The organism is Sulfurimonas sp. (assembly GCF_028714975.1).
In the GTDB taxonomy this organism is placed as follows: domain Bacteria; phylum Campylobacterota; class Campylobacteria; order Campylobacterales; family Sulfurimonadaceae; genus Sulfurimonas.
On sequence record NZ_JAQTLH010000001.1, the window covers coordinates 102,528 to 125,418 of the forward strand.

Here is a 22,891-nt window from a genome sequence, read left to right on the forward strand (position 1 = left end):
ATTTAGTGGCAGGGACAAAATGTCCCTTGCAACCCCCTAAAGTTACGAAAAACAAGTTTTTTGTGTTTTAATATTCGTCGCGGACGAGATTATGACAGCGAAAACAAGCGTGTTCTATGTAGGTGTAAGCTCTTTGAGCTTCCTCTCTGCGAACTATGCCTGATTGATTGCGCTTATTTTCAATAGCATCTAAAATAATTTGAACATTATGGCTGATAATCTGCGCACTCATAACGGCTTCACTTGCTTTATGCTTTTTGCTAGCAGGAAGCATTTCCGAAAACTTTTCTTTGTTTCCAAGCAGCTCTTGCGAATGTTGGGCAAAACGCTTAATAGATTTTTCTACACCGCTTTGATCGCTTGAGATAAACCCTCTTTGAACTTCGCGAAGCTCTTCATTGAGAAGCAGCATATTTGACTTTAAATCATACGCCGCAAGTGATGTAAATAGCAACGGTACAAGACTTATTAACACTCTTTTTTTAAACATAGTTCCATCCTTAATTGTTATCTTTTTCAATTGTATCATAATTTTATAGTAAAATTAAAATTGCAAAGGGCGGCAATGGGCAAAATATTTTTAAGTATATTTCTGTTTAGTACATATTTAGTGGCTGATGAAGCGCATGAAATTATCAAAAAACTTGATGAAAATTTCAGAGGCAAAAGTATCTATATGCAGTTAAATATGAAGATAGTCTCTATGGGGCATGAACGGGTTATGAAAGTGCAGAGCTACTCACAAGGAACAAAGAAAAGTTTTGTGAAAATCATCTATCCTCCAAAAGATGAGGGAATAACCTTTTTAAGCCTTGATAAAGAGATGTGGCAGTATGTGCCGAAGATAGAGAGAGTTATAAAAATTCCGCCCTCTATGATGCTTCAAAAGTGGATGGGAAGTGACATAACCAACGATGATATGGTAAAACAGAGTTCGATGGTAGAGGATTATGAACCAAAAATCATCAAAAGAGAGGGCAGCGTAGTAACTATCGAGCTTATACCAAAAGAGAATGCTCCCGTGGTTTGGGGTAAAATCATAACAAATATAGACACCGCGACTTACACTTCCCATAAAGATATCTTTTACGATGAAGAGGGCAAAGAGGTGAGATTTTTTATATACGAGAAAGTAAAAAAAGTAGGCAGCTATTTTATCCCTACTTATTGGAGAGTAGAGGCAAGCGACGCAAAGGGCAGATATACCGAAATGGTTATAGAAGAGGTTGAGTATGACACGAAAATCTCTGATGAGTATTTCACCAAAAGTGCGTTGAAGAGGTTTTCAAAGTAGGATGAGCAGAAATGTTTAAACTTGCACTTAAAAATACTCTTTTTTACAAAGGTCGCTCTATTGCGACGGCTATTTTGACCTTTGTATCGACGATGCTTTTTATACTTTTTATATCCTTGCAAGACGGTTCACACAACTCCATGCTTGAAAATTCACTTAAAATTTACACGGGTGCCATAGAGATTTACCGCAAAGATTATCGCGATGTAGGCGGTAACGAGTATCTTATAGAAGACGCCAAAGCTATTACTGACAAACTTGCTAAAATAGATGCTATTGAAGCTTTTAGCACAAGGTATGAAACTTATGGTCTATTTTCAAGCAAAGAGTACTCTGCGGCTTCTATGGTTGCGGGTATAGAGCCAAATAAAGAGAAAGTTTTAAGCTCTCTTGGCTCGGCGCTTAAAGAGGGTCGGTTTTTAGATGAGAATATCGGGAATTGTATCTATATGGGTGCAGAGTTGGTTAAAAAACTAAAGCTTGGCATCGATGATGAGGTTGCTTTTGTCGGGGGTGCAAGTGACGACTCTTTTGCGGCTGATATATTTAAGCTGTGCGGAGTTTTTAAAACGGGTTTGTTTGAGTTTGATTCCAGTGCCTCTTTTGTCTCAAGGAGCTATCTTGATGAGTTGATGCATGCAAAAAACAAGGCTTCGTATATAACTATAAAGCTAAAAAACATCAATGATGCAGAGAAAGTAAACAGCGAAATCATAAAAATTCTCGGGGATAAAGAGTTAGAGTCTCTTACATGGAAAACTCTTATGAAGAGTATGGTTGAAGCTATGGAAATTGATGCTATTTTTGGATATATCTCCCTCTCTTTGTTTCTTGTAGTAATATTTTTTGTTATTATGATTTACGGTTTCATAAATATCAGTTCTCGCATAAAAGAGTTTGGAGTTCTGCGCTCTATCGGACTATCAAAGAAAAATATCTTTTTGCTTCTTTTTTATGAGATTTTTATACTTTCGACTATTTCGGTTATTTTAGCTACGCCGATAGCTGCTTATATCTGTTATTACTACCATATAAACCCTGTCGTAATCGAGGGAATAGCCGATATGTACAAAGATTACGGAGTAGTTTCGGATGAGATACCGTTTAATTTTGACATCTTTACCATCTTTTGGAATGTCACGATTGTATATATGCTGAATTTTTTGAGCATTTTGTATCCATACCTATACATAAATTCATTCAAACCTATTGAGGCGACAAGACATGTATAAACTCATACTAAAAATGGCTTGGAAAAACTCGTTTATAAGACTCTCCCGCACGCTTCTTGTCATAATTATGATTGCCGTTAGTATGAGTATGATGCTTGGAATTCAAGGTATTTATGACGGTATGGTCAATAATATGGTAGATAAAAACAAAAGAAGCGACAGCGGAGATATCAGTATTTTTGCAAAAGATTACAGGGTAAACAGAGATTTGATTTATAGAGTAAAAAACGCACACGAGATAAAAGATGAGATACAAAAGATGGATGGAGTAGAGGCTGTTGCTTTGAGGCTAAGAGCAGAGGGGCTTCTCTCTACCGCCAGAAAATCATCCTTTGCTTTGGTTATCGGCATAGATTTAAAAGAGGAAGAGCGTTTTGGAAAGTTTAGCGAGTTTTTAAAAGAGGGTGCTATCGATTTGCAAAAGCAAGGCGCTATCATAGGGATAGAGTTGGCAAAAACATTAAAAGTTCGTGTCGGCTCGAAGGTCATTTTTTCTACTCAAGACGGCTCGGGAGAGATAAACTCTATAGCGCTTTATATTAGAGCAATTGTTCAAACGACAAACATCGCACTCGATAACAGTGCCATTTTTATAGATATAGATCAACTGCATAAGTTTTTAGGCACTGCTTCAACGGAAGCTACGCAGATTGCCGTTAGAGGTGATGGGCTATATGATAAACTTAAAGCAAAATACCCAAATCTCGATGTTAAGAGCTTTTTAGAACTGCAGCCTATGATAAAGCAGATGCAGGATTTGATGGTTATATTTAACTCTGTTACTTTTTTTATAGTTATGAGCGTTGTTTTTGTGGGAATATTCGGCGTTATGTATGTTTCAATCCTTGATAGAATCCGTGAATTCGGAATTATGCTAAGTGTCGGAATGCACTACAAGTATATAAGATTGCAGATATTTTTTGAAGCTCTGTTTGTCGGTCTCATAGGATATCTAAGCGGAGCGGTTTTGGGAGCGGTTATATTGATATATCTTAAAAATCATGGGATTGATTTAAGCTCGTTTTCTGACGCTTTGGAGATGTGGGGTTATGAATCTACTATACACGGCACCATAAAAATCTCATATTTTACGACCACTTTTGCCTCGATTATAACTGCATCGATTTTAAGCATACTCATTCCGCTTAGAAAAATAAAAAAACTAAATCCAATCGAAGTAATCAAGGCTGACAAATGATAAAACTCCAAGGTGTAAATAAGTACTTTTTCAAAGGCGAGCCAAGAGAGGTTCACGCACTTCGCGACATAAACCTAACCATAGAAGAGGGAGAGTTTACACTCTTTAGCGGAGCATCGGGCTGCGGAAAGACAACGCTTTTAAATGTAATAGGCGCGCTTGATAGCTGCGAGAGCGGTAAAATATTCCTTGATGAAAAAGAGATAAGTTCATTGGATGAAGATGCGCGTACTACGCTTAGGCTTAATGAGTTGGGATTTGTTTTTCAGGCATATAATTTAGTTCCGGTTTTGAGTGTTGAAGAGAATATAGGTTTTATTATGAGGCTTCGCGGCTTTAGCGATGAGGAGATAAGAAGAAGAGTTTTGGAGGTTGCAACGCTTTTAAAGATAGAAGATAAGTTAAAGTCACTTCCAAATACGCTAAGCGGAGGGCAGCAGCAAAGAGTGGCAGTTGCACGTGCCGTTGCCGCAAAACCTAAAATCATCTTAGCCGATGAGCCGACTGCAAACCTTGACTCTAACAACTCGCAAATACTTATGAATATGATGAGAGAGCTAAATGAAAAAGAGGGAGTATCTATTTTGTTTGCTTCGCACGATGAGTTGATTATGCGAAGTGTTAGAAGGGTTATAACACTCAATGACGGTGCGGTCATAGATGATTACAAGCAATAAAAAGTTATTTTTCTTGCTGCTTTTTTTTGCGGAGTCTCTCTTTGGGGATATTGATTATAAGTTTACAAATACCAATATTACCGTAGCAGGGGATTCAAGCCTTCAAAACGAAAACAGAAGTTACATCTACAACTATAACAGAGCCAGATTTTATGTCAATTATGTAAACGAGGGCTATTTCGGCAGTGCAATCGGTGACGCTGTTAACTATCACGGCGATAGCTATACGGACTCAAACTCATTTAATTATCTAAAAACATTTCGCTCCGACACTCCGTTTAAAACACAAACAAATTTCAAAGATTACGGCGAGGGTGCGGCTTATGCAAAACTATATAGACTTTACGGAGGTTATGAGGATGCAAAAAACAGAGTCGTAATCGGTCTGCAAAATATATCTATGGGAGTAGGGCGGATATGGACGCCTACAAATATATTTAACCCGAAAAATATCTACGCGATAGAGCCTGATGAGACTTTCGGCGTATCTGCACTCTCTTATGTAAGACATTTAAACGATACTTCGCATATAACACTTGTCGCTGCTCAAAACAGAGAACACGATTTTAAGTACGCAGGGCAGTACAAAGGCTTTTTAAACTTTGCAGATATTGCAATAAATGTCGTGAATTCTAATAATACCAAGATGGTCGGCTACGAGATAGAGGGTAATCTGGCAAATACGGGAATAGAGCTTAGAAGCGAAGCGGGATACATAAGAAGCAATCTTTTGCATTTAGATAACAGAAACTATGAGGAGGAGCTTTTTCAGGGAATCTTAGGGGCAGAATACGGTTTTAAAAATGGAGTAACTTTGGTAGTTGAAACGCTATATAGCTCAAAAAAATTCTCTTATAATGAGGTACTCTTTAATCTTAATTCAGATATTTTATCAAATTTAGTTTACTCAAACTTCTACACTGGAGCAACTCTCTCATACAGTTTCAATCTGTTTTTAGATGCTTCACTGCTTTATATAGAGAGTTTTGACGATAAAAATTTGCGTTTTGTATCGCCGAGTATAAATTATATATTGAGTGAGAGTAACTCGTTTACGCTGGGTGCTCAGATGCAAAACGGTAAAAATAACTGCTTTTTTAAGTGGAGCTTATCATTTTGACTAAATTATATTGCCGCACTTGTCATTGCGAACGAAGTGCGGCAATCTAAAATCTAATGAAACGCTCTATTTAACGCGCAAAACAGCGCTTTTATGGAAGCCATAGCGATATCGTTATCGGCTCCTACGCCAAAACAAGATAGGGTAGTCTCAGACTGTATCTCGATGTAAGCTATCGCCTTTGCAGAGCTTAAATGTCCGCAAGAGTGTTCATAGTATGAATTGATGATAAAACTGTTTTTATAATCTTTCATCAAAGCATTTTTACATGCGTCAACAGGACCGTTTCCCTCACCTTGTGCGATAATCTCTTTGCCGTTATAGATATATGTTAAAGTACATTTTGAGACGCCTTTTACGGAAGCAAGAGTAAAATCGACTAGCGATATATGCTCTTTTACTTTGAAATAATTTTCATTAAAAATCTCTAAAATTTCATTTGCACTTAGCTCTTCGCCTTTTTTATCGCTTACATCTTGGACAAGCTTTCCGACTTCCGGATGCATCGCTTTTGGAAGCTGATATCCGAAGTTTTTCTCTAATATATATGCAACTCCGCCTTTTCCGGATTGCGAATTGATACGGATAATACTCTCATAACTTCTTCCGACATCCTCAGGGTCAATCGGGAGATACGGAACTTCCCAAAAAGCATCTTTATGCAATTTTCTATGTGCCAAACCTTTATTGATGGCATCTTGGTGCGAACCTGAAAATGCGGTATAGACAAGTTCTCCGACATACGGATGACGAGGATGTGTTTTCATCTCCGTACATCTCTCGACTACATCTAAAACCTCATTTACATTGCTAAAGTCAAGATGAGAATCTATACCTTGCGTTGTCATGTTTAGAGCAAGCGTAATGATATCGACATTCCCTGTTCTCTCACCGTTACTTAAAAGCGTTCCCTCAACTCTGTCAGCTCCGGCTAAAAGTGCAAGTTCCGTTGCCGCGACACTCGTTCCTCTGTCGTTATGCGTATGAGTTGAGATGATTACATTTTCGCGATTGTCCAAGTGATTGCTCATCCACTCAATCTGGTCTGCATAGATATTCGGCGTTGCCATCTCCACCGTTGCGGGAAGATTGATGATAACTTTTCTATTTTCATTTATGCCCCATCTAGCAGTCACGGCGTTTGAAATCTCTGCCGCATACTCTAACTCAGTTCCGGTAAAGCTCTCCGGTGAATACTCTAAAAATATCTCCCCGTCATGCTTTGCTTCATACTTTTTTACAAGGTCAACACCCTCTAACGCAAGAGCGATTATCTCATCTCTTGATTTTTTAAAAACCATTTTTCTCTGCGCTGTTGAAGTAGAGTTATAAAGATGCACGGTTGCCTTTTTTACACCCTCAAGCGCTTCAAAAGTTTTTGCGATTAAGTGCTCTCTTGCTTGAACCAAAACCTGAATCGTCACATCATCGGGAATTAAATTCTCTTTAACCAATCGGCGTAAAAAGTCAAACTCAACTTTTGAGGCAGAGGGAAAACCGACTTCTATCTCTTTAAATCCGATTTTGAGTAAGAGTGCAAAAAGTTCAAGTTTTTTGTTCATGTCCATAGGGTTGATAAGTGCTTGATTGCCGTCGCGTAAATCTACACTGCACCACTTAGGAGCTTTTGTTATGCTATTGCTTGGCCATTTTCTATTTGGCAAATCTATTTTTGGGTAGGGACGATATTTCCCTTGAGGAATATTTTTCATAATAAACCTTACAACTTGAATTTCAATAACGCACTCTTACATACTGTTATTGTTGCGGAATTATAGCGAATTTGTGATTAGTTGATTGTTTTTGATGTAGAATTTTTAAGAAATATTTTTGAATAAATCCCGCAAAAGCGGGATTTATTATTAGCAGCTATAAGTTGTTTTAAACTCATATGCTGTCGGGCGGCTCTCATCCGGCCAGATTTGTCTCTCAAACATATAGTGTTGATAATCTTCGATAAATCTATCTGTAAATACAGGTTTTAAGAAGTCATTATCAGCGATAAGTGCTTCAGTAGCCTCTCTTAGAGTATGTGGCATTTGTTGGATACCTTTTTCGCGAATCTCATCAAGAGTAAGTTCAAATAAATCCTCATCCATCGGTCCAGCCGGAACAGTTTTATTTTTGATACCGTCAAGTCCCGCCATCATCATAGCTGAGAATGCTAAGTATGGACAAGAAGTCGAATCCGGGAATCTCATCTCGATACGAGTAGCTTTTTCACCTGCACCGTATGGGATACGGCAAGATGCAGAGCGGTTTTGCATAGAGTAAGTTAAGATTGAAGGAGCTTCAAATCCAGGGATAAGTCTTTTGTATGAGTTTGTTGACGGGTTAGTAAGTGCCGCAACTGCTTTTGCGTGCTGGAAAATTCCGCCTGCATAGTGAAGAGCCATCTCTGAAAGGTTAGCGTAGTTACCCTCTTTATAGAAAAGGTTTTTACCCTCTTTCCATAGTGATTGGTGAACATGCATACCGTTTCCGTTGTCGCCGAAAAGCGGCTTTGGCATAAATGTAGCAGTTTTACCGTTTAGGTGAGCTACCATTTTTACAACATATTTTAGTTTTTGAACATTGTCTGCTGCACCGATAATGTCAGAGAAAACGATACCGATTTCGCCTTGACCTTGTGCAACTTCGTGGTGACCTAAAACTACTTCAAGACCTACTTGTTCTAGTACATCCATCATTTCAGCTCTTAAATCTACCTGTGTGTCAAGTGGAGCTACCGGAAAGTAACCGCCTTTTACGCCGCCACGGTGACCTGTGTTGTAACCGTCTTTATAGCGAGTATTTGAGTTCCACTCACCCTCTTCGGTGTCAATTTTATATCCTGCTTCATTCATGTTGTCGATAAATCTCACATCGTCAAAAACAAAAAATTCATTTTCAGGTCCAAAATATGCAGCATCTGCGATTCCTAAAGATTCAGCATGTTTAAGTGTTGCTTTTGCGATTGAACGAGGACATTTCTCATACATTTGACCTTTGTAGATATCGTAAACATCACAGAAAATGATTACGGTAGGATCAGCTGTAAAAGGATCTAAAAATGCAGTAGGAACATCAGCTTTTAAAAGCATGTCCGACTTGTTAATCGGCTGCCATTTTTCTATAGACGAACCGTCAAAAGGGAAACCGTTTGTTAGATTTCCTTCGTTTACAGCGCTCGCTCTATATGTAACATGGTGCCATGTTCCTTTTAAATCAGTAAATCTTAAATCTACATATTTAACATCATTTTCTTGGCAAAAAGCAAAAAATTCTTCTATGTTGTTTACAAATTTCCCCATTAGTTTTCTCCTAAATTTTATCGGCAATAGTATACCCAAATAGCTTATGAAAAAAAAGAGTTAGCTGCTTAAATTTTAAGCAATTACAACATAATTGTAAAAACATCTTGCTATTCTCGAAAAATAATTTTTTCGAAGCTTTAGGGGTGCGTAACATCAGTTAAAAAGTTTAATCTCTCCGCCTTGTTCGGCATACATCATTAGGTTTGCGATATTTACGCTTCTGTCGCATGATCTCTCAAGTTTTCTTAAACTTCCTAAAATCTTGACATAATCAATTGAAAGCTCTTTTTCGTCTATGATTTTGTGAAGAATCTCTTTTTCAAGAACCGCAAAAAGGTCATCGTTCATACTCTCTTCGACAAGAACCTTTCTGTAAGTATCTTCATAGTTGCACTCCTCTTTTTTATTGAAGCACTCTAAGATATATTTTAGAGCATTTACGCTACTTTTATGCAGAAGCAAAATGCTTGGTTTAAAAGGCTCAAGGTTGCATCCGCTAGTTGTATGTTCGCTCATTCTTTGGGCATATTTTTTTACACCCTCTCCCGTACGAACAATCTCGTTTGTCATTTTTAGGTATGCGACTAAAGAACGAAGCTCTTTTGCCTCAGGTCCGAAAAGAGCGAATGTTTTGATGATTTCATTATCGATATCATCACCTTTTAATCCGATTTTATCGAGCATATTTTCAACTTCTTTAAACTTTGCCGCATTTGATGATTTAAAAGCCTCCAAAGAGAACTCATCTGCCGTTGTAATCGTTTCTAAAAGAAGAGATATTTTTCCTCTGATGTTATTTATTTTTTCATGATATTTTGTTGACACTTTCTGTTCCTTATCTATAATCTATTTTTATAAAATTTGTTTATCAACCAAACTTACCGGTTATATACTCTTCCGTCAATCTTTCTCTAGGTGTTACGAAAAGCTCTTCCGTTCGCCCAAGCTCTATAAGCTCTCCCAAATACATAAATCCGGTATAGTCGCTTACACGCGCAGCTTGTTGCATATTGTGAGTCACTATAATGATTGAGACTCTATCTCTTAGCTCAACGACTAACTCTTCAATCCCGCCGGTTGAAATCGGGTCTAGCGCGGAGGTCGGTTCATCAAAAAGTAAAACTTCAGGCTCAACCGCAATCGCTCTTGCGATACAGAGTCTTTGCTGCTGTCCGCCCGATAAGCCGTTTGCATCATGTTTTAGTCTATCTTTAACTTCTTTCCAAATTGCTGCATCTTGAAGCGCTTTTTCAACTCTTCCTTGAAGTTCGGTTTTGTTTTTTATCCCCTGAAGCCTCATCCCGTAAGCGACATTGTCAAAAATGCTCATCGGAAAAGCCGTAGGCTTTTGAAAAATCATCCCTATTTGAATTCTAAGTTTGATTAAATCCTCTTTGGGGGTTAAGATATTTCTATCTTTAAAGATAATTTCTCCGTCATATTTGTTACCGGGATATAAATCGTGTATGCGGTTAAAACTTCTAAGAAGCGTTGTCTTGCCGCAGCCTGAAGGTCCTATAAGAGCCGTTATGTTATGTCTTGCAATAGGCATTGACAGCTTTTTTATGCTAGGTGCATCTGCCTTTGCGTAAGTAAATTCAAAATTCTTAACTTCTAATGCTTTTGGTTCGTTTATTTCAATAATTGTCGCCATTATCTACATCTACCTTTATTATTTATTTTTCTTTTTAAGTAAAAACAGTCGTCCGAATATGTTTAAAGATAAGATAAACATACTTAAGATGAATGCGGCAGCCCATCCGAGTTTTTGCCAATCTTCATACGGACTTGTCGCATAGTTATACATAGTTACGGTAAGTGATGCCATCGGCTGGTTCATATCCATATTTAAAAAATTATCATTAAACGATGTAAAAAGAAGCGGTGCAGTTTCTCCTGCAACTCTGGCAACACCGAGTAAAACACCCGTTAAAATCCCTGCTTTTGCTCCGCGATAAACGATTTGAATAATTACTTTATATTTCGGTGCACCAAGAGCAAAGGCAGCCTCGCGAAGGGTTGAGGGAACAAGCTGCAACATGTCATCGGTTGTTCTTAAAATAATAGGTATCATAATAATAGTAAGCGCAATTGAGCCAGCCCAACCGCTAAAATGACCCATGGGTGAAACTACAATCGCATAAACAAATGCGCCTATAACGATTGATGGAGCAGACATCATAATATCTGAGATATCGCGTATCGTTTCTGACAATTTAGATTTCAATCCGTACTCGCTTAGGTATGTCCCTGCTAAGACGCCAAGCGGAACACCGAACAGTGCCGCATACGATACAAGCATAAGCTGACCGATAAGAGCGTGTTTTAAACCGCCGTTATCATTTCCCGGAGGTGCTCCTTCATTGGTAAAAATAATCATACTAAGCGCATCCAAGCCGTTTATAACCAAAACGCTAAGTATCCAAAGTAAAAAACCTATTCCTATAACTGCAGAGAGCGTAGATAAGAACATCACTATATTATTGATTAAAATTCTTTTTTGCGTGTGTGTCATCAAGCAATCCTTTTTCTTCGTAAGAAGTAGAATTTTGCTACGGAAATAATCGTAAAGCTGATAACCAACAGAAAAAGCGATAATTCAAATAAAGATGAGTAGTAAAGTGCGCTGTCGGCTTCTGCAAACTCATTTGCAAGTGTTACGGGAATCGATGTTGCAGGTTCGGTTAGATCTACTGAAATTTTATGAACATTACCCATAACAAATGTTACAGCCATAGTCTCACCGATTGCACGACCGAGTGCAAGGATAAACGAACCGATAATTCCTGCTTTTGCATACGGAATTATGATATCTTTGATAACATCCCATTTGGTTCCGCCTAATGCGTATGCAGACTCTTTAAGTATATCTGGAGTCGTATTCATGGCATCTCTTGTTACCGCTGCCATAAACGGAAGTATCATAATGGAGAGAATAATCCCTGCCGTTAGCATACTTATTCCGATTCCGCCAAAAGTGTCGCGGATAATCGGCACGAAGTAAAAAAGTCCCCACATACCGTATATAACAGATGGAATAGCCGCTAAAAGTTCTATGGATATGCCTACTGGTGCTTTTAGTTTTGCATGAGCAATTTCGCTTAAAAATATTGCAATTCCGATGGCAACCGGAACGGCTAACATCATTGCCAAAAATGTTGACACGACCGAACCGTAAATAGCAGGAAGCGCACCGAATTTTTCTACATTCGGCGCCCATTTATCTTCAGTTATAAATGTGAATCCAAAGGCTTTTATCGACTCGACGGAGTGTTCAAAAAGTACTACAAATATCCAAGCGACAAGTAGTAGTACGCCAAAAGCGATAAGCTTTGTCGTGTTGGCAAAAATTTTATCGACTATACTGCTCAATAACTATCTCCAAATATAAAAGTTTTGCATTTTATGATTGTTTGATTACAAAAAGGTTACAAAAAAATATATACTTATACAAAGGATTTTTTATGAAAGAAAAAAGAGAAGCCGGTACGGATAGAAGAGAAGTAGATAGAGACAGAAGAAAAGAGTATAAAGAGGGAAAAGTCCGAATCTGGGTTAAAGAAGAGACACTTCTTTATGAAAAAGAGCTAGTAAAATTGCAGGTTGAACTTTTAAAGTATCAAAACCATGTCAAAGAAAAAGGGTTGAAAGTTTTGATGCTTTTTGAGGGTCGCGACGCGGCGGGCAAGGGCGGAACCATTAAGCGAATAACTGAACATTTAAACCCGAGGGGTGCTAGAATCGTTGCACTTGCCAAACCCAATGAGCAAGAGAGGACGGAGTGGTATTTTCAAAGGTACGCAGAGCATTTGCCAAGTGCAGGTGAGATAGTTATCTTTGACAGGAGTTGGTATAACAGAGCAATGGTTGAACCGGTTATGGGATTTTGCAGCGATGAGGAGTATAGCAGATTTTTAAATGATGCGCCTACTTTTGAACAGCTTATAATAGACAAAGATACGAAAATTTTTAAATTTTACTTCTCAATATCTAAAGAAGAGCAGGCTAAAAGGCTTCAAGATAGAGAAAACGACCCGTTAAAACAGTATAAACTCTCTGCTATTGATCAGTCGGCACAACGGCTTTGGGATAAATATACGGCTGCAAAATATAAGATGCTAAAGGCGACAAATACAAAATATGCCCCTTGGACGATTATAAAAAGCGATAATAAGAAAAAAGCCAGAATAAATGTGATGAAACATATTTTAAATCTTGTAGATTATCCGAATCAGATTGATTCAAAAGAGATAACCGTAGATAAAAATATAATCATCGATGCAAAAAAAGAGGTGCAGAGAATGGAGAAAGATTCTTTGTAATCATCTTGTAATATAGGGCTCATATAATTTCGCAAAACATTCGTAAAAGGATAAAAAATGTTAAAGAAATTAGCTCTGGTTGCATTGATTGCATCTGCGTCTATCAGTTCTGTTTTTGCCGAAGATAAAATAAACGGTGCGGGTGCGACTTTCCCTGCTCCGCTTTACTATGATTGGGCATTTAATTATAAAAAAGATACAAACAATCTTGTTAATTATCAGTCAATCGGCTCAGGCGGAGGGATTAAACAGATAGCTAAGAGAACGGTAAATTTCGGAGCATCCGATGAGGCACTGGATACTTTAGAACTTGCAAAAGATAATTTATATCAGTTCCCTGCGGCTATCGGTTCTATCGTTGTTGCGTTTAATGTAGCAGGAATAGCGGATGAAAAATTAAAATTAACCAACGAAAATGTTGCAGATATTTTTGCAGGAAAAATTACGACTTGGAATGACCCTGCAATTCTTGCAAACAATCAAGGTTTAAATCTTCCAAACCAAAAAATTACCGTAGTTCACCGTTCAGACGGTTCAGGAACGACATTTAACTTTACATACTATCTTTCACAAAGTTCTAAAGCATGGAAAGAGAAGTTTGGAACAGGCAAAGCAGTTGATTGGGCTACGGGAATCGGCGGAAAAGGGAACGAGGGTGTAACAAACTTAATCAAACAGACTCCTTTTTCAATCGGTTATATAGAGCATGCGTATAAAGAGAAAAACAATCTAAGCGCTGCCGTACTTCAAACTGCAAGCGGTAAATGGGTTGCTGCAAAAGAAGAGAACTTCAAAGCTGCTGCAAAGTATGCGACTTGGACGAAAGAGAAACACTTTTACTCTGTTTTGGCACTGCAACAAGGTGACAACTCTTATCCAATCGTTGCGGCAACATTTATTTTGCTTCCTAGAGAAGGCGGCGACATGAACAAAAAAGTAATAGCTTTTTATGATTACGCATTTAAAAACGGCGATGAAACGGCTAAAAAGCTAGGTTATATCCCTCTTCCTGAGGACACTAAAAAGATGATTAGAGAGTATTGGGCAGCCAATATTAAATAGTTATCAAATTTTACTCTGTTTTCCTTTTTAAACTCTCCTAAAAAAACCTCTCTTTCTTGACCAAAGAGAGGTTTTTGCATTTAAACTTCTTTTTTTCTCGCCATAGACTTCACTATATAGATAAAGCTTAAATTACGGACTTAAATCCGTGTTGTAATAAATTAACCGCTGTAATCTTTTCGTAACCTAGCCGTTTTATAATTCTCCCAACAAAAAAACAAGGGATTAAAAAATGAAAAAAATCGTTCTATCTGCAGTAGCTGTATTAGCGGTTGGCGTAACAAGCTTAAGTGCTTCACAACAATTTTATATAGATGAAAAAGGTCAAGTGTTTACGACATCTGCACCTGATCGTGTAGCTTTAAAAGATGAATCAAGCTCGGTGTTTTCTAAGGCAAAAAATCTTGAATTTAGCGGAACTCACTATTTCGGTTACACATCTGCTAATCCAAATACTACGGCACCGACGGCAGATGCTTCCGTTCCTACAACAGTCGCCGTAGGAAGTGATACGGCTAAGTATGCAGGAAGTTCCAACGGTTTTGAACTTAGAAGAAATTATCTTCAAGTAAAAGGATTTTTTAATGATAAAGATTACTGGCGTGTAACTCTTGATACGACAAAAGAGTTGGCATCAACTACATCTTATGCAAACGCTTATGTTAAATATGCTTACCTCTATTTAGACGGAATACTTCCATATACGGGAGTAGAGTTCGGTATCGCTCACCGTCCATGGATTGACTATGAAGAGCACAACAGCTGGTACTATCGTTCATTTAACAAAGTTATGCTTGAAGAAAAAGGAACTGCAACAGAATCCGGTCTTGATCTTGTAAATTCGGCAGACCTTGGGATAAATTTTCAAACTAAAACAGATATGTTTAGCTCTGAAATAGGAATCTTTAACGGTGAGGGCTATCATGCGGATAAAAAAGCAGCCAACCAAGAAAATAGTTCAGATTTATCGGTAGAGTGGCGCTTAACGGGTCACCTTATCGGCAGCGGAACTAAAGTTGGCAAAAATGACCGTACAAAAGATACTTATGCGCATATCTCGACATTCGGTTTGATTTCACAAAATCATAAAGACGATACGGTAGCAATAGGAGGAGCAGGTGAATATGACCGTGCATTTTACGGCATTCATGCAGTGTATAACCAACCGTTATTCTTGATTGCAGCACAATATCTCACTGCAAAAGATGATGCGCGAAATACCGCTCTTACAGATGGCAAAGAGTACGATGCCTTCTCAATCAATGCCGAAATAAGACCGTTTAAAGATTGGGCAATAATCGGAAGATATGATGATTACAAGATAGACAAAATCGCTAAAATAACAGGCGACAAAACAGTTTCGACAGACGGCACTAAAGTTATCGCTGCTTTGGCATACAAATACAATAAAAATGTAAGTTTTATCGGCTCGGCAAAATTCATCAATGAAGAAAAAGCAAACGGCGGCGACACGGGTGAATCAAAAGATGTTTATATGTTTACTACCGAAGTTAAATGGTAAAATCATATAAAACAAAATAGTTTTTCCCTTTTTTCTTTCTCCCCTAAATACAAAGCTCTAAAGGCTTTGTGTTACCAAATCAAACTCATAAAAACCGATACTTAATACAATATAAACACCATTTTAGATAGAATACAAAAATTTTAATATTATTACGATGGAGACTTTAAATGGATGCTGCCAAATATATTTGGATGAATGGAAAATTTGTAGCTTGGGATGATGCAAAAGTTCATGTTCTATCGCACACTATTCATTACGGAAACGGTGTAATAGAGGGAACAAAAGCATACAAAACTGCCAAAGGCTATGCTATTTTTCGTCTAAACGACCACACAAAAAGACTCAAAGAGTCTGCAAAAATGACACTTATGAACATACCATACAGCGTTGAAGAGATGAATGCTGCTCAAGTGGAGTTAATCAGAAAAAATGAATTTACGGGCGATAATGTCTACATTAGACCGTTTGCATTTTTAGGCTACGGCGTTATGGGAGTTTACCATAAAAATGCTCCCGTCGAAACTGTTATGTCTGCTTGGGAATGGGGTGCTTACCTTGGTGAAGAGGGTATGAAAAAAGGCATAAAGCTTAAAATCGTCTCCATGACAAGACCTGCAAACACATCAAATATGGGTAAAGCAAAAGCAACGGCAAACTACTTAAACTCTCAAATGGCAAAATATGAAGCAATCGACTGCGGATATGAAGAGGCACTTTTACTTGATGATCAGGGTTATGTTGCAGAAGCAAGCGGGGCTAGCTTTTTTATGGTAAAAAACGGTGTGCTTATAACTCCTCCAAATGACAACTCATTAGAGTCTATTACTCAAAAAACAGTTATAGAGATGGCTGAAAATATGGGTATAAAAGTTGAACGCCGCCGTATAACCAGAGAAGAAGTTTACATTGCCGATGAGGCGTTTTTAACGGGAACTGCTGCTGAAATAACGCCTGTTCGCCATGTTGATGGCAGAGATATCGGATGCGGTGCACGCGGTGAAATGACGGAAAAACTGCAAAGTGCATATTTTGATATAGTATTCGGTCGAAATAAAGAGTATGAGCATTATTTGACTTATGTAAACTAAACCAAGGAAGTATAAAGAATGAAGGATAATATTTTAATGGCGTCAGATATGAATGACTACTTTAACAAAAAAAAGAGTGAGGGCGGAGGTTTTGAAAAGAAACCAAGCGGTGGAAGCGGCGGCGGAAACACTCCGCAAATGCCGAAAATAGATTTTAACTTCGGCGGCTCAAAAGCAGGTATCGTTTACTTTCTAATTGCCGTTGCCCTGATATTGGTTTTGTCAAAACCTTTTACAATCATTCAAGAGGGTGAGAGAGGTATTTTGAGTACAAACGGTAAATATTCCGATCAGGCACTTCTTCCGGGGCTTCATTTTATAATTCCCGTTATTCAAAAAGTTTATATAGTTGATACAAAAGTTCGTATAATAAACTATGCGTCAAGCGTTGAAGCAGGAAGCGGAAATATGTCATCCGGCATTAGTGTCAAACCTGCTATTACGGTTCTTGACAAGCGCGGTTTACCGGTTTCTATCGAACTTACGGTTCAGTATAGACTTAATGCACAATTTGCAGCTCAAACCATCTCAAACTGGGGCTTTAGCTGGGAAGATAAAATTATCAATCCTGTCGTAAGGGATATTGTTCGTAATGTTGTCGGTAAATATGACGCAGAAGTTCTTCCGCAGATGAGAGACAATATCGCCGCCGATATAGAAGCCGGAATAAGAAAGAGTGTAACAGGGCTAGAAAATGCTCCTGCTGATTTACAGTCAGTTCAACTTCGTGAAATTTTGCTTCCTCCAAAAGTAAAAGAGCAGATAGAGAATGTTCAAATAGCAAAACAGCAAGTTCAAAAAGCTGAACAAGATGTACAGCGTGCCGAACAAGAGGCTTTAAAACGCGCAGCGGAAGCAAGAGGTGTTGCTGAAAAAGCTAGAATTGAAGCTCAAGGTATTGCAGATGCAGTAACTATTGAAGCGGATGCAAAATCAAAAGCAAATCATCTAATCTCTAAATCATTAACTTCAGACCTTTTAAAGCTTGAACAGATTCAAATTCAAGGTAAGTTTAATGATGCTCTAAAAGAGAACAAAGATGCTAAAATTTTCTTAACACCGGGCGGTTCGACCCCAAATATCTGGGTTGATATGAAAGACGCTAAACAGAGAACTTCAACAGCTTCCGAGTAAGTAAATAGATGCAAGAGATTATAAATAAAATAGACTGGCAAAAGATAGAACTTCTGCCGGTTATCGTTCAAGATGTGCTAAGTAACGAAGTTTTGATGATGGCTTATATGGATAAGAAAGCATTAGAACTATCCCTCTCAACAAGAGTTGCGCACTACTTTTCTCGCTCCAAACAAAGAATTTGGAAAAAGGGCGAGAGTAGTGGACATATCCAAGAAATTCACTCTTTTAACATAGATTGCGATAACGACACGCTTCTTATTAAAGTTACGCAACACGGTGTAGCATGTCATACGGGACGACCGTCATGTTTTTTTACGGAGTTAGAAACTGGTAAAATCGAGAGTGAAGTCAAAGTGAGCAGTGAAGCGATTTACGGCGTCATAGATACTCTTTATCATACGATTCAAGAGAGAAAAAATGCAGACCCCTCAGTATCGTGGACGGCAAAACTTTTAAGCAAAGGCGATAATACGATTTTGAAAAAAGTTGTAGAAGAAGCGGGAGAGTTTAGTTTTGCATGTAAAGATAATAACGAACATGAGATAATATATGAAGCCGCAGATTTGACATACCATGTACTTGTGGCACTTGCGGCTAAAAATATCTCTCCTGATAGGATTAAGCAAGAGTTGGCAAGAAGGTTCAATATGAGCGGCATTGCCGAGAAAAGCTCAAGAGACGCCTAAAAAATGAAGGGTATAATCACTAAATATATAAATGAGTTGATAATTTATGATTATATCCTCTTTGGCGGCTTGCTGCTTATTTTTCTTCTATTTATAATTATAGGAATCATTCTTAGAAACAGAGTGGGTCTGGCACTTTTTTTTATACTATTTGCATTTATAGAGCTTGTTGCGGGTTCTACCTACGGATATATAAAGATGCATGAGTATCTCTTTAAAAACGAAATTTCTATCACAACACAAAAAAAATTAACTTTTACCCAAGCAATAGTGATTTATGGGACAATAAAAAATATATCAAAAAAAGATTTTGCAAGCTGTAAAATAACGGCTAATGTTTATAAGGTAAGCGAAAATAAATTTAAAGATTATGTGCTAAAATTAAAGCCGATTAATAAAATGTCGATTATTGAGAATGATATTCCAATAGGTCAAGAGCATGAAATAAAGCTTATAATTGAGCCGTTTACATACGAATATGACTATAATATTTCAATAGGAGCTGATTGCAAATGAGTACGCTATTTAATTTTTGGCACTATTTGGCACTATTTATTTCACTACTTATTTTTATAGGCGGCGTCGTGCTTGCATTTCAAGAAGAGGGCTTTATATACAGAATACAGGTAATCTTTGCGTTTATTCTTATATCTATATTTGTAGCCGTTTTTAGTATATATGCGATAGATGTATATACAAAAGAAGCAAAGCTTTATAAGTTAGAGAGTAAAAGGATATTAAGCACCGAAAAAATTATGTTTACCGGAGTTGTAAAAAATGAGGGAAGCTATGAAATAGGAGAGGTCGTTTTAGAGATAAAACTGGTAAATAGAGGAGACGCCGTCGGCAGTGTAAAAACAGGCGAATTCTTTAAACAGGGCAGTTTGCTTGATTATTTCTCATATAGCAATCTTCATAGAGATGTTAAGCCTCAGCAAATTACTCAAGAGAGCGTGGTAGCTAAAAATTTAAAGCCGGGTGAAACTAGGGATTTTGCAATTTATCTTGATTATCCGCCTTATTTTAGCGGTGTTTCACACTTTCCAAAGATTTATGCACATTAATATCTAATTATTTAATATTTAAGTTTTAATGGAATTAAAGCTTGATTTATTTTTTTTATTTGACTATTTTTATCTCTACACCAATCAGGAGAGAGCAGAGAGTCATCATCTATCCCTGCTGTTACTCTTTGGACGGAGATGTTTCTTGGTTTCATTATTATAGATTTTATCAGCACATCAAGATAATCATCTTCAGTGATAGGGGTGAATTTCCCCCTTATAAAATCATTTGCAAGAGCCGTCTTTTTCACGATGTAAAGCGGATGATATTTTACTGAGTCGATTCCCCACTCATAAGCTTGTTTTGCGGTCTCTAACATCATCTCCTTGCTCTCGTCGGGAAGACCGAATATAAGATGACCGCATACATTTAAGCCTTTGCTTTTTGCTTTTAAAATCCACTCTTTTACATTTTTGCTGTTATGTCCGCGGTTTATCTTCTCTAAGGTTTCATCAAAAACGGATTGGATGCCAAACTCAATCCATATCTCTTTTTTAAGATTCAGCTTTGCCAAATAATCCAGTGTTTCATCCGTTATACTGTCTGAACGAGTACCTATGCTAAGACCGACAACATTATCAAATGAGAGTGCTTTATCATAGAGTGCTTTTAGCGTTTCAAAGGGTGCATATGTATTTGTAAAGGATTGAAAGTAAACTAAAAACTTCTCGGCACCATATTGTTGGCGCTGTTTTTTGCTAATAGCATTAAACTGGAACTCTAGCTGTTGTAGTTGTTTGTCTAAATTTGGATTTGATTTTGAGTTAAGGTTTAGGTAAAACCCTTTTAATTCTTGAGTTTCGCCCGTACTTGCACTAAAAGAGTCATTTTCGCAAAATGTACAGCCGCCTTTGGCAACTGTGCCGTCTATGTTCGGGCATGTAAAACCGGATATATTTACGCCGACTTTATAGACTTTGCAACCGAATTTATTTTTTAAATAGTTGCCAAAGGTGTAAATCTGCTCCATTAAACTATGTATTTTCCTGTGAAACAAGCAGTACAGTAGTTATCTTCTTTCGTATTTACGCTTCTAAGCAGTGATGCTTCGTCTAAATATGCAAGCGAGTCCGCTTCTATGAATTTACAAATATCATCAAGACTCATATTTGCCGCAATAAGCTTGTTTTTGTTTGGCGTGTCTACACCGTAGAAACATGGGTCAGTCGTCGGCGGAGAAGATACTCTCATGTGAACTTCTTTTGCACCTGCCTCTTTTAACATTCTTACGATTCTTTTTGAAGTTGTTCCGCGAACTATCGAGTCGTCAACTACAATAACCCTTTTGCCTTTTATAATATCAGTCATCGGTGAGAGCTTCATTTTAACTTTTAAGTCTCTCATCTCTTGCGTAGGTTCAATAAAAGTTCTTCCGATGTAATGATTTCTCATAATTCCCATCTCATAAGGAATACCGCTCTCTTGCGCATATCCGATAGCTGCCGGAACTCCGCCATCAGGTACAGGGATTACCATATCTGCTTCAACAGGTTTTATGCGTGCGAGCTCTATGCCCATATTTTTTCTAGTTTGATAAACATTTTGCCCAAAAACTCTTGAATCAGGTCTGGCAAAATATACATACTCGAAAATACAGTGCTTTGGAGTCGGTTCAAACACTTTTATACTCAGGGGTTCTTTGTTCTCATCAAAGATTAAAAGCTCACCCGGCTCAACATCTCTAATAAATTCTGCTCCGACAAGGTCAAATGCACATGTCTCACTTGCTACAATATAACCTCCGCTTGGAATTTTCCCTAAACTAAGCGGACGAAAACCGTGTCTGTCGCGCATAGCAAACATTTTTGTTCTGCTTAGAAAAACAAGTGAAAAAGCACCCTCTATTCTTTGTACGGCATCAATAATTCTATCAAGAAGTTTTCTTTTTTCACTTTTTGCTATAAGGTGTATAAGATTTTCAGTGTCCATAAATGTTTGAAAAATCGCACCTTTGTCGATTAATCTATTGCGAATCTCTTCTGCATTAGTTAAATTTCCGTTATGAACGATTGCCATCTCGCCTAAATCATATCTGGCAAATACCGGCTGAGCATCTAAGATAGAGTCGTCTCCCGCTGTTGAGTAGCGAGTATGCCCAATAGCACTTGAACCTTTTAGTGTTTCAAGTTTTTTCTCATCAAATACGCGCATAACTAAACCGCGCTTTTTAATCGTGTGGAGTTTTTTACCGTCTGAAGAGCTTATTCCGGCTGCTTCTTGACCACGATGCTGAAGTGCATGTAGTGAAAAATAAGCCAGTTTAGAAGCCTCTTTATTGCCATAGATTCCTACAACTGCACATTTTTCATTTACATCTTCTAGCATATTTTTCTCCTAAAGAATAGTTAAACAATTTTGGAATTATACAAAAGAGCACCTCTAAAAACCCTTAATAGAATTTTGAAGGAGAAAATTGATTTATATATCCAAACAGTCGCTTATTGTATAAAGTCCCGCTTCTTTATCGGCAAGCCAAGATGCGGCTCTAAGAGCACCTTTACTGAATGTGTTTCTTGAAGTTGCCGTATGATTTAACTCTATAAATTCGCCGTCATTATAAAATCCGACCGTATGACGACCGACTATATCGCCGCCGCGAAGTGCCATTACGGCAATCTCATCTTTGCTTCTTGCACCGATATTGCCGTCTCTGCCGCTTATACGAACTTTGTCTAAATTTAAGTCGCGACCCGCAGCTGCCGACTCTGCAAGAGTAAGAGCGGTTCCGCTAGGGGCATCTTTTTTGTGCCTATGGTGCATCTCGACTATCTCGATATCAAAGCCGCCGAGAGCAGCTGAGGCTTGATATACAAGTTTATTTAATAGTGCCACTCCCAATGACATATTTGTAGCATAAAGAACAGGCATATTTTCACTTGCTTGTTTAAGAAGATTAAGCTGATGCGTATTTAGTCCCGTCGTCCCGATAACTAGCGGTTTTGGAGTTTGAAGACATGCTTCAAGCAGAGACTCGCAAGCCTCGGGAAGTGAAAAATCTATAACAACATCACATGCATTTAGAAATGATTTTATATCGGTAGTAACCAAAACAGAGGGGTCGATTGAAAAATCAAGCGAATTTCTAACAAAAACCGAACTCAAACTAATGTTTTTCGTCGTTTTTAAATCATCTATAAGAAGTTTTCCGACTCTGCCGTTTGCACCGAGAACACCAACTTTTACTATCAT

General features: G+C 37.9%; 23 protein-coding genes. 13 read left to right on the forward strand and 10 right to left on the reverse strand.

Annotated features, from left to right (window positions below; all coding sequences use genetic code 11):
* Positions 1-67: 67 nt before the first annotated feature.
* Complete coding sequence (locus PHQ93_RS00555) at positions 68-490, reverse strand: hypothetical protein (protein ID WP_299939526.1); 423 nt, start codon at positions 488-490, stop codon at positions 68-70.
* A gap of 75 nt (positions 491-565) precedes the next feature.
* On the opposite strand from PHQ93_RS00555, the gene PHQ93_RS00560 reads away from it, so the two are divergent.
* Genes PHQ93_RS00560 through PHQ93_RS00580 form a run of 5 tightly spaced genes read left to right on the forward strand, consistent with a single transcriptional unit; the run spans position 566 to position 5,521 of the window.
* Complete coding sequence (locus tag PHQ93_RS00560) at positions 566-1,294, forward strand: outer membrane lipoprotein-sorting protein (protein ID WP_299939528.1); 729 nt, start codon at positions 566-568, stop codon at positions 1,292-1,294.
* 11 nt (positions 1,295-1,305) lie between these two features.
* Positions 1,306-2,526: an FtsX-like permease family protein gene (locus tag PHQ93_RS00565; RefSeq protein ID WP_299939530.1), complete on the forward strand. Its 1,221-nt coding sequence runs from the start codon at positions 1,306-1,308 to the stop codon at positions 2,524-2,526.
* The gene (locus PHQ93_RS00570; RefSeq protein WP_299939533.1) at positions 2,519-3,724 is read left to right on the forward strand and encodes an FtsX-like permease family protein; all 1,206 of its coding nucleotides are present in this window, start codon (positions 2,519-2,521) and stop codon (positions 3,722-3,724) included. Before PHQ93_RS00565 ends, PHQ93_RS00570 begins: the two co-directional genes overlap by 8 nt.
* Positions 3,721-4,401, forward strand: coding sequence for an ABC transporter ATP-binding protein (locus PHQ93_RS00575; protein ID WP_299939536.1), 681 nt, complete (start codon positions 3,721-3,723; stop codon positions 4,399-4,401). The genes PHQ93_RS00570 and PHQ93_RS00575 overlap by 4 nt, the downstream gene beginning before the upstream one ends.
* On the forward strand, positions 4,385-5,521 hold the full coding sequence (locus PHQ93_RS00580; protein WP_299939539.1) for a hypothetical protein: 1,137 nt from the start codon (positions 4,385-4,387) through the stop codon (positions 5,519-5,521). Before PHQ93_RS00575 ends, PHQ93_RS00580 begins: the two co-directional genes overlap by 17 nt.
* 53 nt (positions 5,522-5,574) lie before the next feature.
* On the opposite strand, the gene leuA is transcribed toward PHQ93_RS00580, so the two are convergent.
* The 6 genes from leuA to pstC all read right to left on the reverse strand — a co-directional run bounded on the left by leuA (position 5,575) and on the right by pstC (position 12,189).
* Positions 5,575-7,233, reverse strand: coding sequence for a 2-isopropylmalate synthase (leuA, locus tag PHQ93_RS00585; RefSeq protein ID WP_299939543.1), 1,659 nt, complete (start codon positions 7,231-7,233; stop codon positions 5,575-5,577).
* A gap of 150 nt (positions 7,234-7,383) precedes the next feature.
* A complete protein-coding gene (gene glnA / locus PHQ93_RS00590; protein ID WP_299939545.1) occupies positions 7,384-8,814 on the reverse strand; it encodes a type I glutamate--ammonia ligase in 1,431 nt (476 codons plus the stop codon).
* A 156-nt stretch (positions 8,815-8,970) separates the two neighbouring features.
* A complete protein-coding gene (locus tag PHQ93_RS00595) occupies positions 8,971-9,642 on the reverse strand; it encodes a PhoU domain-containing protein (RefSeq protein ID WP_299939547.1) in 672 nt (223 codons plus the stop codon).
* A gap of 43 nt (positions 9,643-9,685) precedes the next feature.
* On the reverse strand, positions 9,686-10,471 hold the full coding sequence (gene pstB / locus PHQ93_RS00600) for a phosphate ABC transporter ATP-binding protein PstB (RefSeq protein WP_299914588.1): 786 nt from the start codon (positions 10,469-10,471) through the stop codon (positions 9,686-9,688).
* A gap of 18 nt (positions 10,472-10,489) precedes the next feature.
* Positions 10,490-11,332, reverse strand: coding sequence for a phosphate ABC transporter permease PstA (gene pstA / locus PHQ93_RS00605; protein WP_299939550.1), 843 nt, complete (start codon positions 11,330-11,332; stop codon positions 10,490-10,492).
* The gene (gene pstC / locus PHQ93_RS00610; RefSeq protein WP_299939552.1) at positions 11,332-12,189 is read right to left on the reverse strand and encodes a phosphate ABC transporter permease subunit PstC; all 858 of its coding nucleotides are present in this window, start codon (positions 12,187-12,189) and stop codon (positions 11,332-11,334) included. Before pstC ends, pstA begins: the two co-directional genes overlap by 1 nt.
* A 92-nt stretch (positions 12,190-12,281) precedes the next feature.
* On the opposite strand from pstC, the gene ppk2 reads away from it, so the two are divergent.
* The 8 genes from ppk2 to PHQ93_RS00650 all read left to right on the forward strand — a co-directional run bounded on the left by ppk2 (position 12,282) and on the right by PHQ93_RS00650 (position 19,701).
* Positions 12,282-13,139, forward strand: a complete 858-nt coding sequence (gene ppk2 / locus PHQ93_RS00615; RefSeq protein ID WP_299939554.1) for a polyphosphate kinase 2 — start codon at positions 12,282-12,284, stop codon at positions 13,137-13,139.
* A 57-nt stretch (positions 13,140-13,196) separates the two neighbouring features.
* The gene (gene pstS, locus PHQ93_RS00620) at positions 13,197-14,201 is read left to right on the forward strand and encodes a phosphate ABC transporter substrate-binding protein PstS (protein ID WP_299939556.1); all 1,005 of its coding nucleotides are present in this window, start codon (positions 13,197-13,199) and stop codon (positions 14,199-14,201) included.
* 232 nt (positions 14,202-14,433) lie between these two features.
* The gene (locus PHQ93_RS00625; RefSeq protein WP_299939558.1) at positions 14,434-15,723 is read left to right on the forward strand and encodes a hypothetical protein; all 1,290 of its coding nucleotides are present in this window, start codon (positions 14,434-14,436) and stop codon (positions 15,721-15,723) included.
* Between the two features lie 170 nt (positions 15,724-15,893).
* A complete protein-coding gene (locus PHQ93_RS00630; RefSeq protein WP_299939560.1) occupies positions 15,894-16,814 on the forward strand; it encodes a branched-chain amino acid transaminase in 921 nt (306 codons plus the stop codon).
* Between the two features lie 36 nt (positions 16,815-16,850).
* Complete coding sequence (locus PHQ93_RS00635; protein WP_299914742.1) at positions 16,851-17,948, forward strand: prohibitin family protein; 1,098 nt, start codon at positions 16,851-16,853, stop codon at positions 17,946-17,948.
* 8 nt (positions 17,949-17,956) lie between these two features.
* Entirely contained in the window at positions 17,957-18,637 is a 681-nt protein-coding gene (gene hisIE / locus PHQ93_RS00640; protein ID WP_299939562.1) for a bifunctional phosphoribosyl-AMP cyclohydrolase/phosphoribosyl-ATP diphosphatase HisIE, read from the forward strand.
* Positions 18,638-18,640: 3 nt separating this feature from the next.
* The gene (locus PHQ93_RS00645) at positions 18,641-19,153 is read left to right on the forward strand and encodes a DUF2393 domain-containing protein (RefSeq protein WP_299939564.1); all 513 of its coding nucleotides are present in this window, start codon (positions 18,641-18,643) and stop codon (positions 19,151-19,153) included.
* Positions 19,150-19,701, forward strand: coding sequence for a DUF2393 family protein (locus PHQ93_RS00650; RefSeq protein ID WP_299939566.1), 552 nt, complete (start codon positions 19,150-19,152; stop codon positions 19,699-19,701). Before PHQ93_RS00645 ends, PHQ93_RS00650 begins: the two co-directional genes overlap by 4 nt.
* A gap of 11 nt (positions 19,702-19,712) precedes the next feature.
* Here PHQ93_RS00650 and PHQ93_RS00655 read toward each other — a convergent pair whose 3' ends face one another.
* From PHQ93_RS00655 to dapB, 3 genes are all read right to left on the reverse strand, one after another.
* On the reverse strand, positions 19,713-20,672 hold the full coding sequence (locus PHQ93_RS00655) for a TIGR01212 family radical SAM protein (protein WP_299939568.1): 960 nt from the start codon (positions 20,670-20,672) through the stop codon (positions 19,713-19,715).
* A complete protein-coding gene (gene purF, locus PHQ93_RS00660) occupies positions 20,672-22,027 on the reverse strand; it encodes an amidophosphoribosyltransferase (RefSeq protein ID WP_299939570.1) in 1,356 nt (451 codons plus the stop codon). The genes PHQ93_RS00655 and purF overlap by 1 nt, the downstream gene beginning before the upstream one ends.
* A gap of 93 nt (positions 22,028-22,120) precedes the next feature.
* Positions 22,121-22,888, reverse strand: a complete 768-nt coding sequence (dapB, locus tag PHQ93_RS00665) for a 4-hydroxy-tetrahydrodipicolinate reductase (RefSeq protein WP_299940107.1) — start codon at positions 22,886-22,888, stop codon at positions 22,121-22,123.
* Positions 22,889-22,891 lie beyond the last annotated feature (3 nt).

Excerpts from the sequence above, each read along its gene's own strand:
- PHQ93_RS00635 (WP_299914742.1), top strand. The coding sequence starts at position 16,851 with ATGGCGTCAGATATGAATGACTACTTTAACAAAAAAAAGAGTGAGGGC.
- PHQ93_RS00650 (WP_299939566.1), top strand. The coding sequence starts at position 19,150 with ATGAGTACGCTATTTAATTTTTGGCACTATTTGGCACTATTTATTTCA.
- PHQ93_RS00555 (WP_299939526.1), bottom strand. The coding sequence starts at position 490 with ATGTTTAAAAAAAGAGTGTTAATAAGTCTTGTACCGTTGCTATTTACA.
- PHQ93_RS00565 (WP_299939530.1), top strand. The coding sequence starts at position 1,306 with ATGTTTAAACTTGCACTTAAAAATACTCTTTTTTACAAAGGTCGCTCT.
- hisIE (WP_299939562.1), top strand. The coding sequence starts at position 17,957 with ATGCAAGAGATTATAAATAAAATAGACTGGCAAAAGATAGAACTTCTG.
- pstA (WP_299939550.1), bottom strand. The coding sequence starts at position 11,332 with ATGACACACACGCAAAAAAGAATTTTAATCAATAATATAGTGATGTTC.
- PHQ93_RS00645 (WP_299939564.1), top strand. The coding sequence starts at position 18,641 with ATGAAGGGTATAATCACTAAATATATAAATGAGTTGATAATTTATGAT.
- PHQ93_RS00560 (WP_299939528.1), top strand. The coding sequence starts at position 566 with ATGGGCAAAATATTTTTAAGTATATTTCTGTTTAGTACATATTTAGTG.
- pstB (WP_299914588.1), bottom strand. The coding sequence starts at position 10,471 with ATGGCGACAATTATTGAAATAAACGAACCAAAAGCATTAGAAGTTAAG.
- PHQ93_RS00570 (WP_299939533.1), top strand. The coding sequence starts at position 2,519 with ATGTATAAACTCATACTAAAAATGGCTTGGAAAAACTCGTTTATAAGA.
- PHQ93_RS00655 (WP_299939568.1), bottom strand. The coding sequence starts at position 20,672 with ATGGAGCAGATTTACACCTTTGGCAACTATTTAAAAAATAAATTCGGT.
- PHQ93_RS00575 (WP_299939536.1), top strand. The coding sequence starts at position 3,721 with ATGATAAAACTCCAAGGTGTAAATAAGTACTTTTTCAAAGGCGAGCCA.
- ppk2 (WP_299939554.1), top strand. The coding sequence starts at position 12,282 with ATGAAAGAAAAAAGAGAAGCCGGTACGGATAGAAGAGAAGTAGATAGA.
- purF (WP_299939570.1), bottom strand. The coding sequence starts at position 22,027 with ATGCTAGAAGATGTAAATGAAAAATGTGCAGTTGTAGGAATCTATGGC.
- PHQ93_RS00625 (WP_299939558.1), top strand. The coding sequence starts at position 14,434 with ATGAAAAAAATCGTTCTATCTGCAGTAGCTGTATTAGCGGTTGGCGTA.
- pstS (WP_299939556.1), top strand. The coding sequence starts at position 13,197 with ATGTTAAAGAAATTAGCTCTGGTTGCATTGATTGCATCTGCGTCTATC.
- PHQ93_RS00580 (WP_299939539.1), top strand. The coding sequence starts at position 4,385 with ATGATTACAAGCAATAAAAAGTTATTTTTCTTGCTGCTTTTTTTTGCG.
- PHQ93_RS00630 (WP_299939560.1), top strand. The coding sequence starts at position 15,894 with ATGGATGCTGCCAAATATATTTGGATGAATGGAAAATTTGTAGCTTGG.
- glnA (WP_299939545.1), bottom strand. The coding sequence starts at position 8,814 with ATGGGGAAATTTGTAAACAACATAGAAGAATTTTTTGCTTTTTGCCAA.
- leuA (WP_299939543.1), bottom strand. The coding sequence starts at position 7,233 with ATGAAAAATATTCCTCAAGGGAAATATCGTCCCTACCCAAAAATAGAT.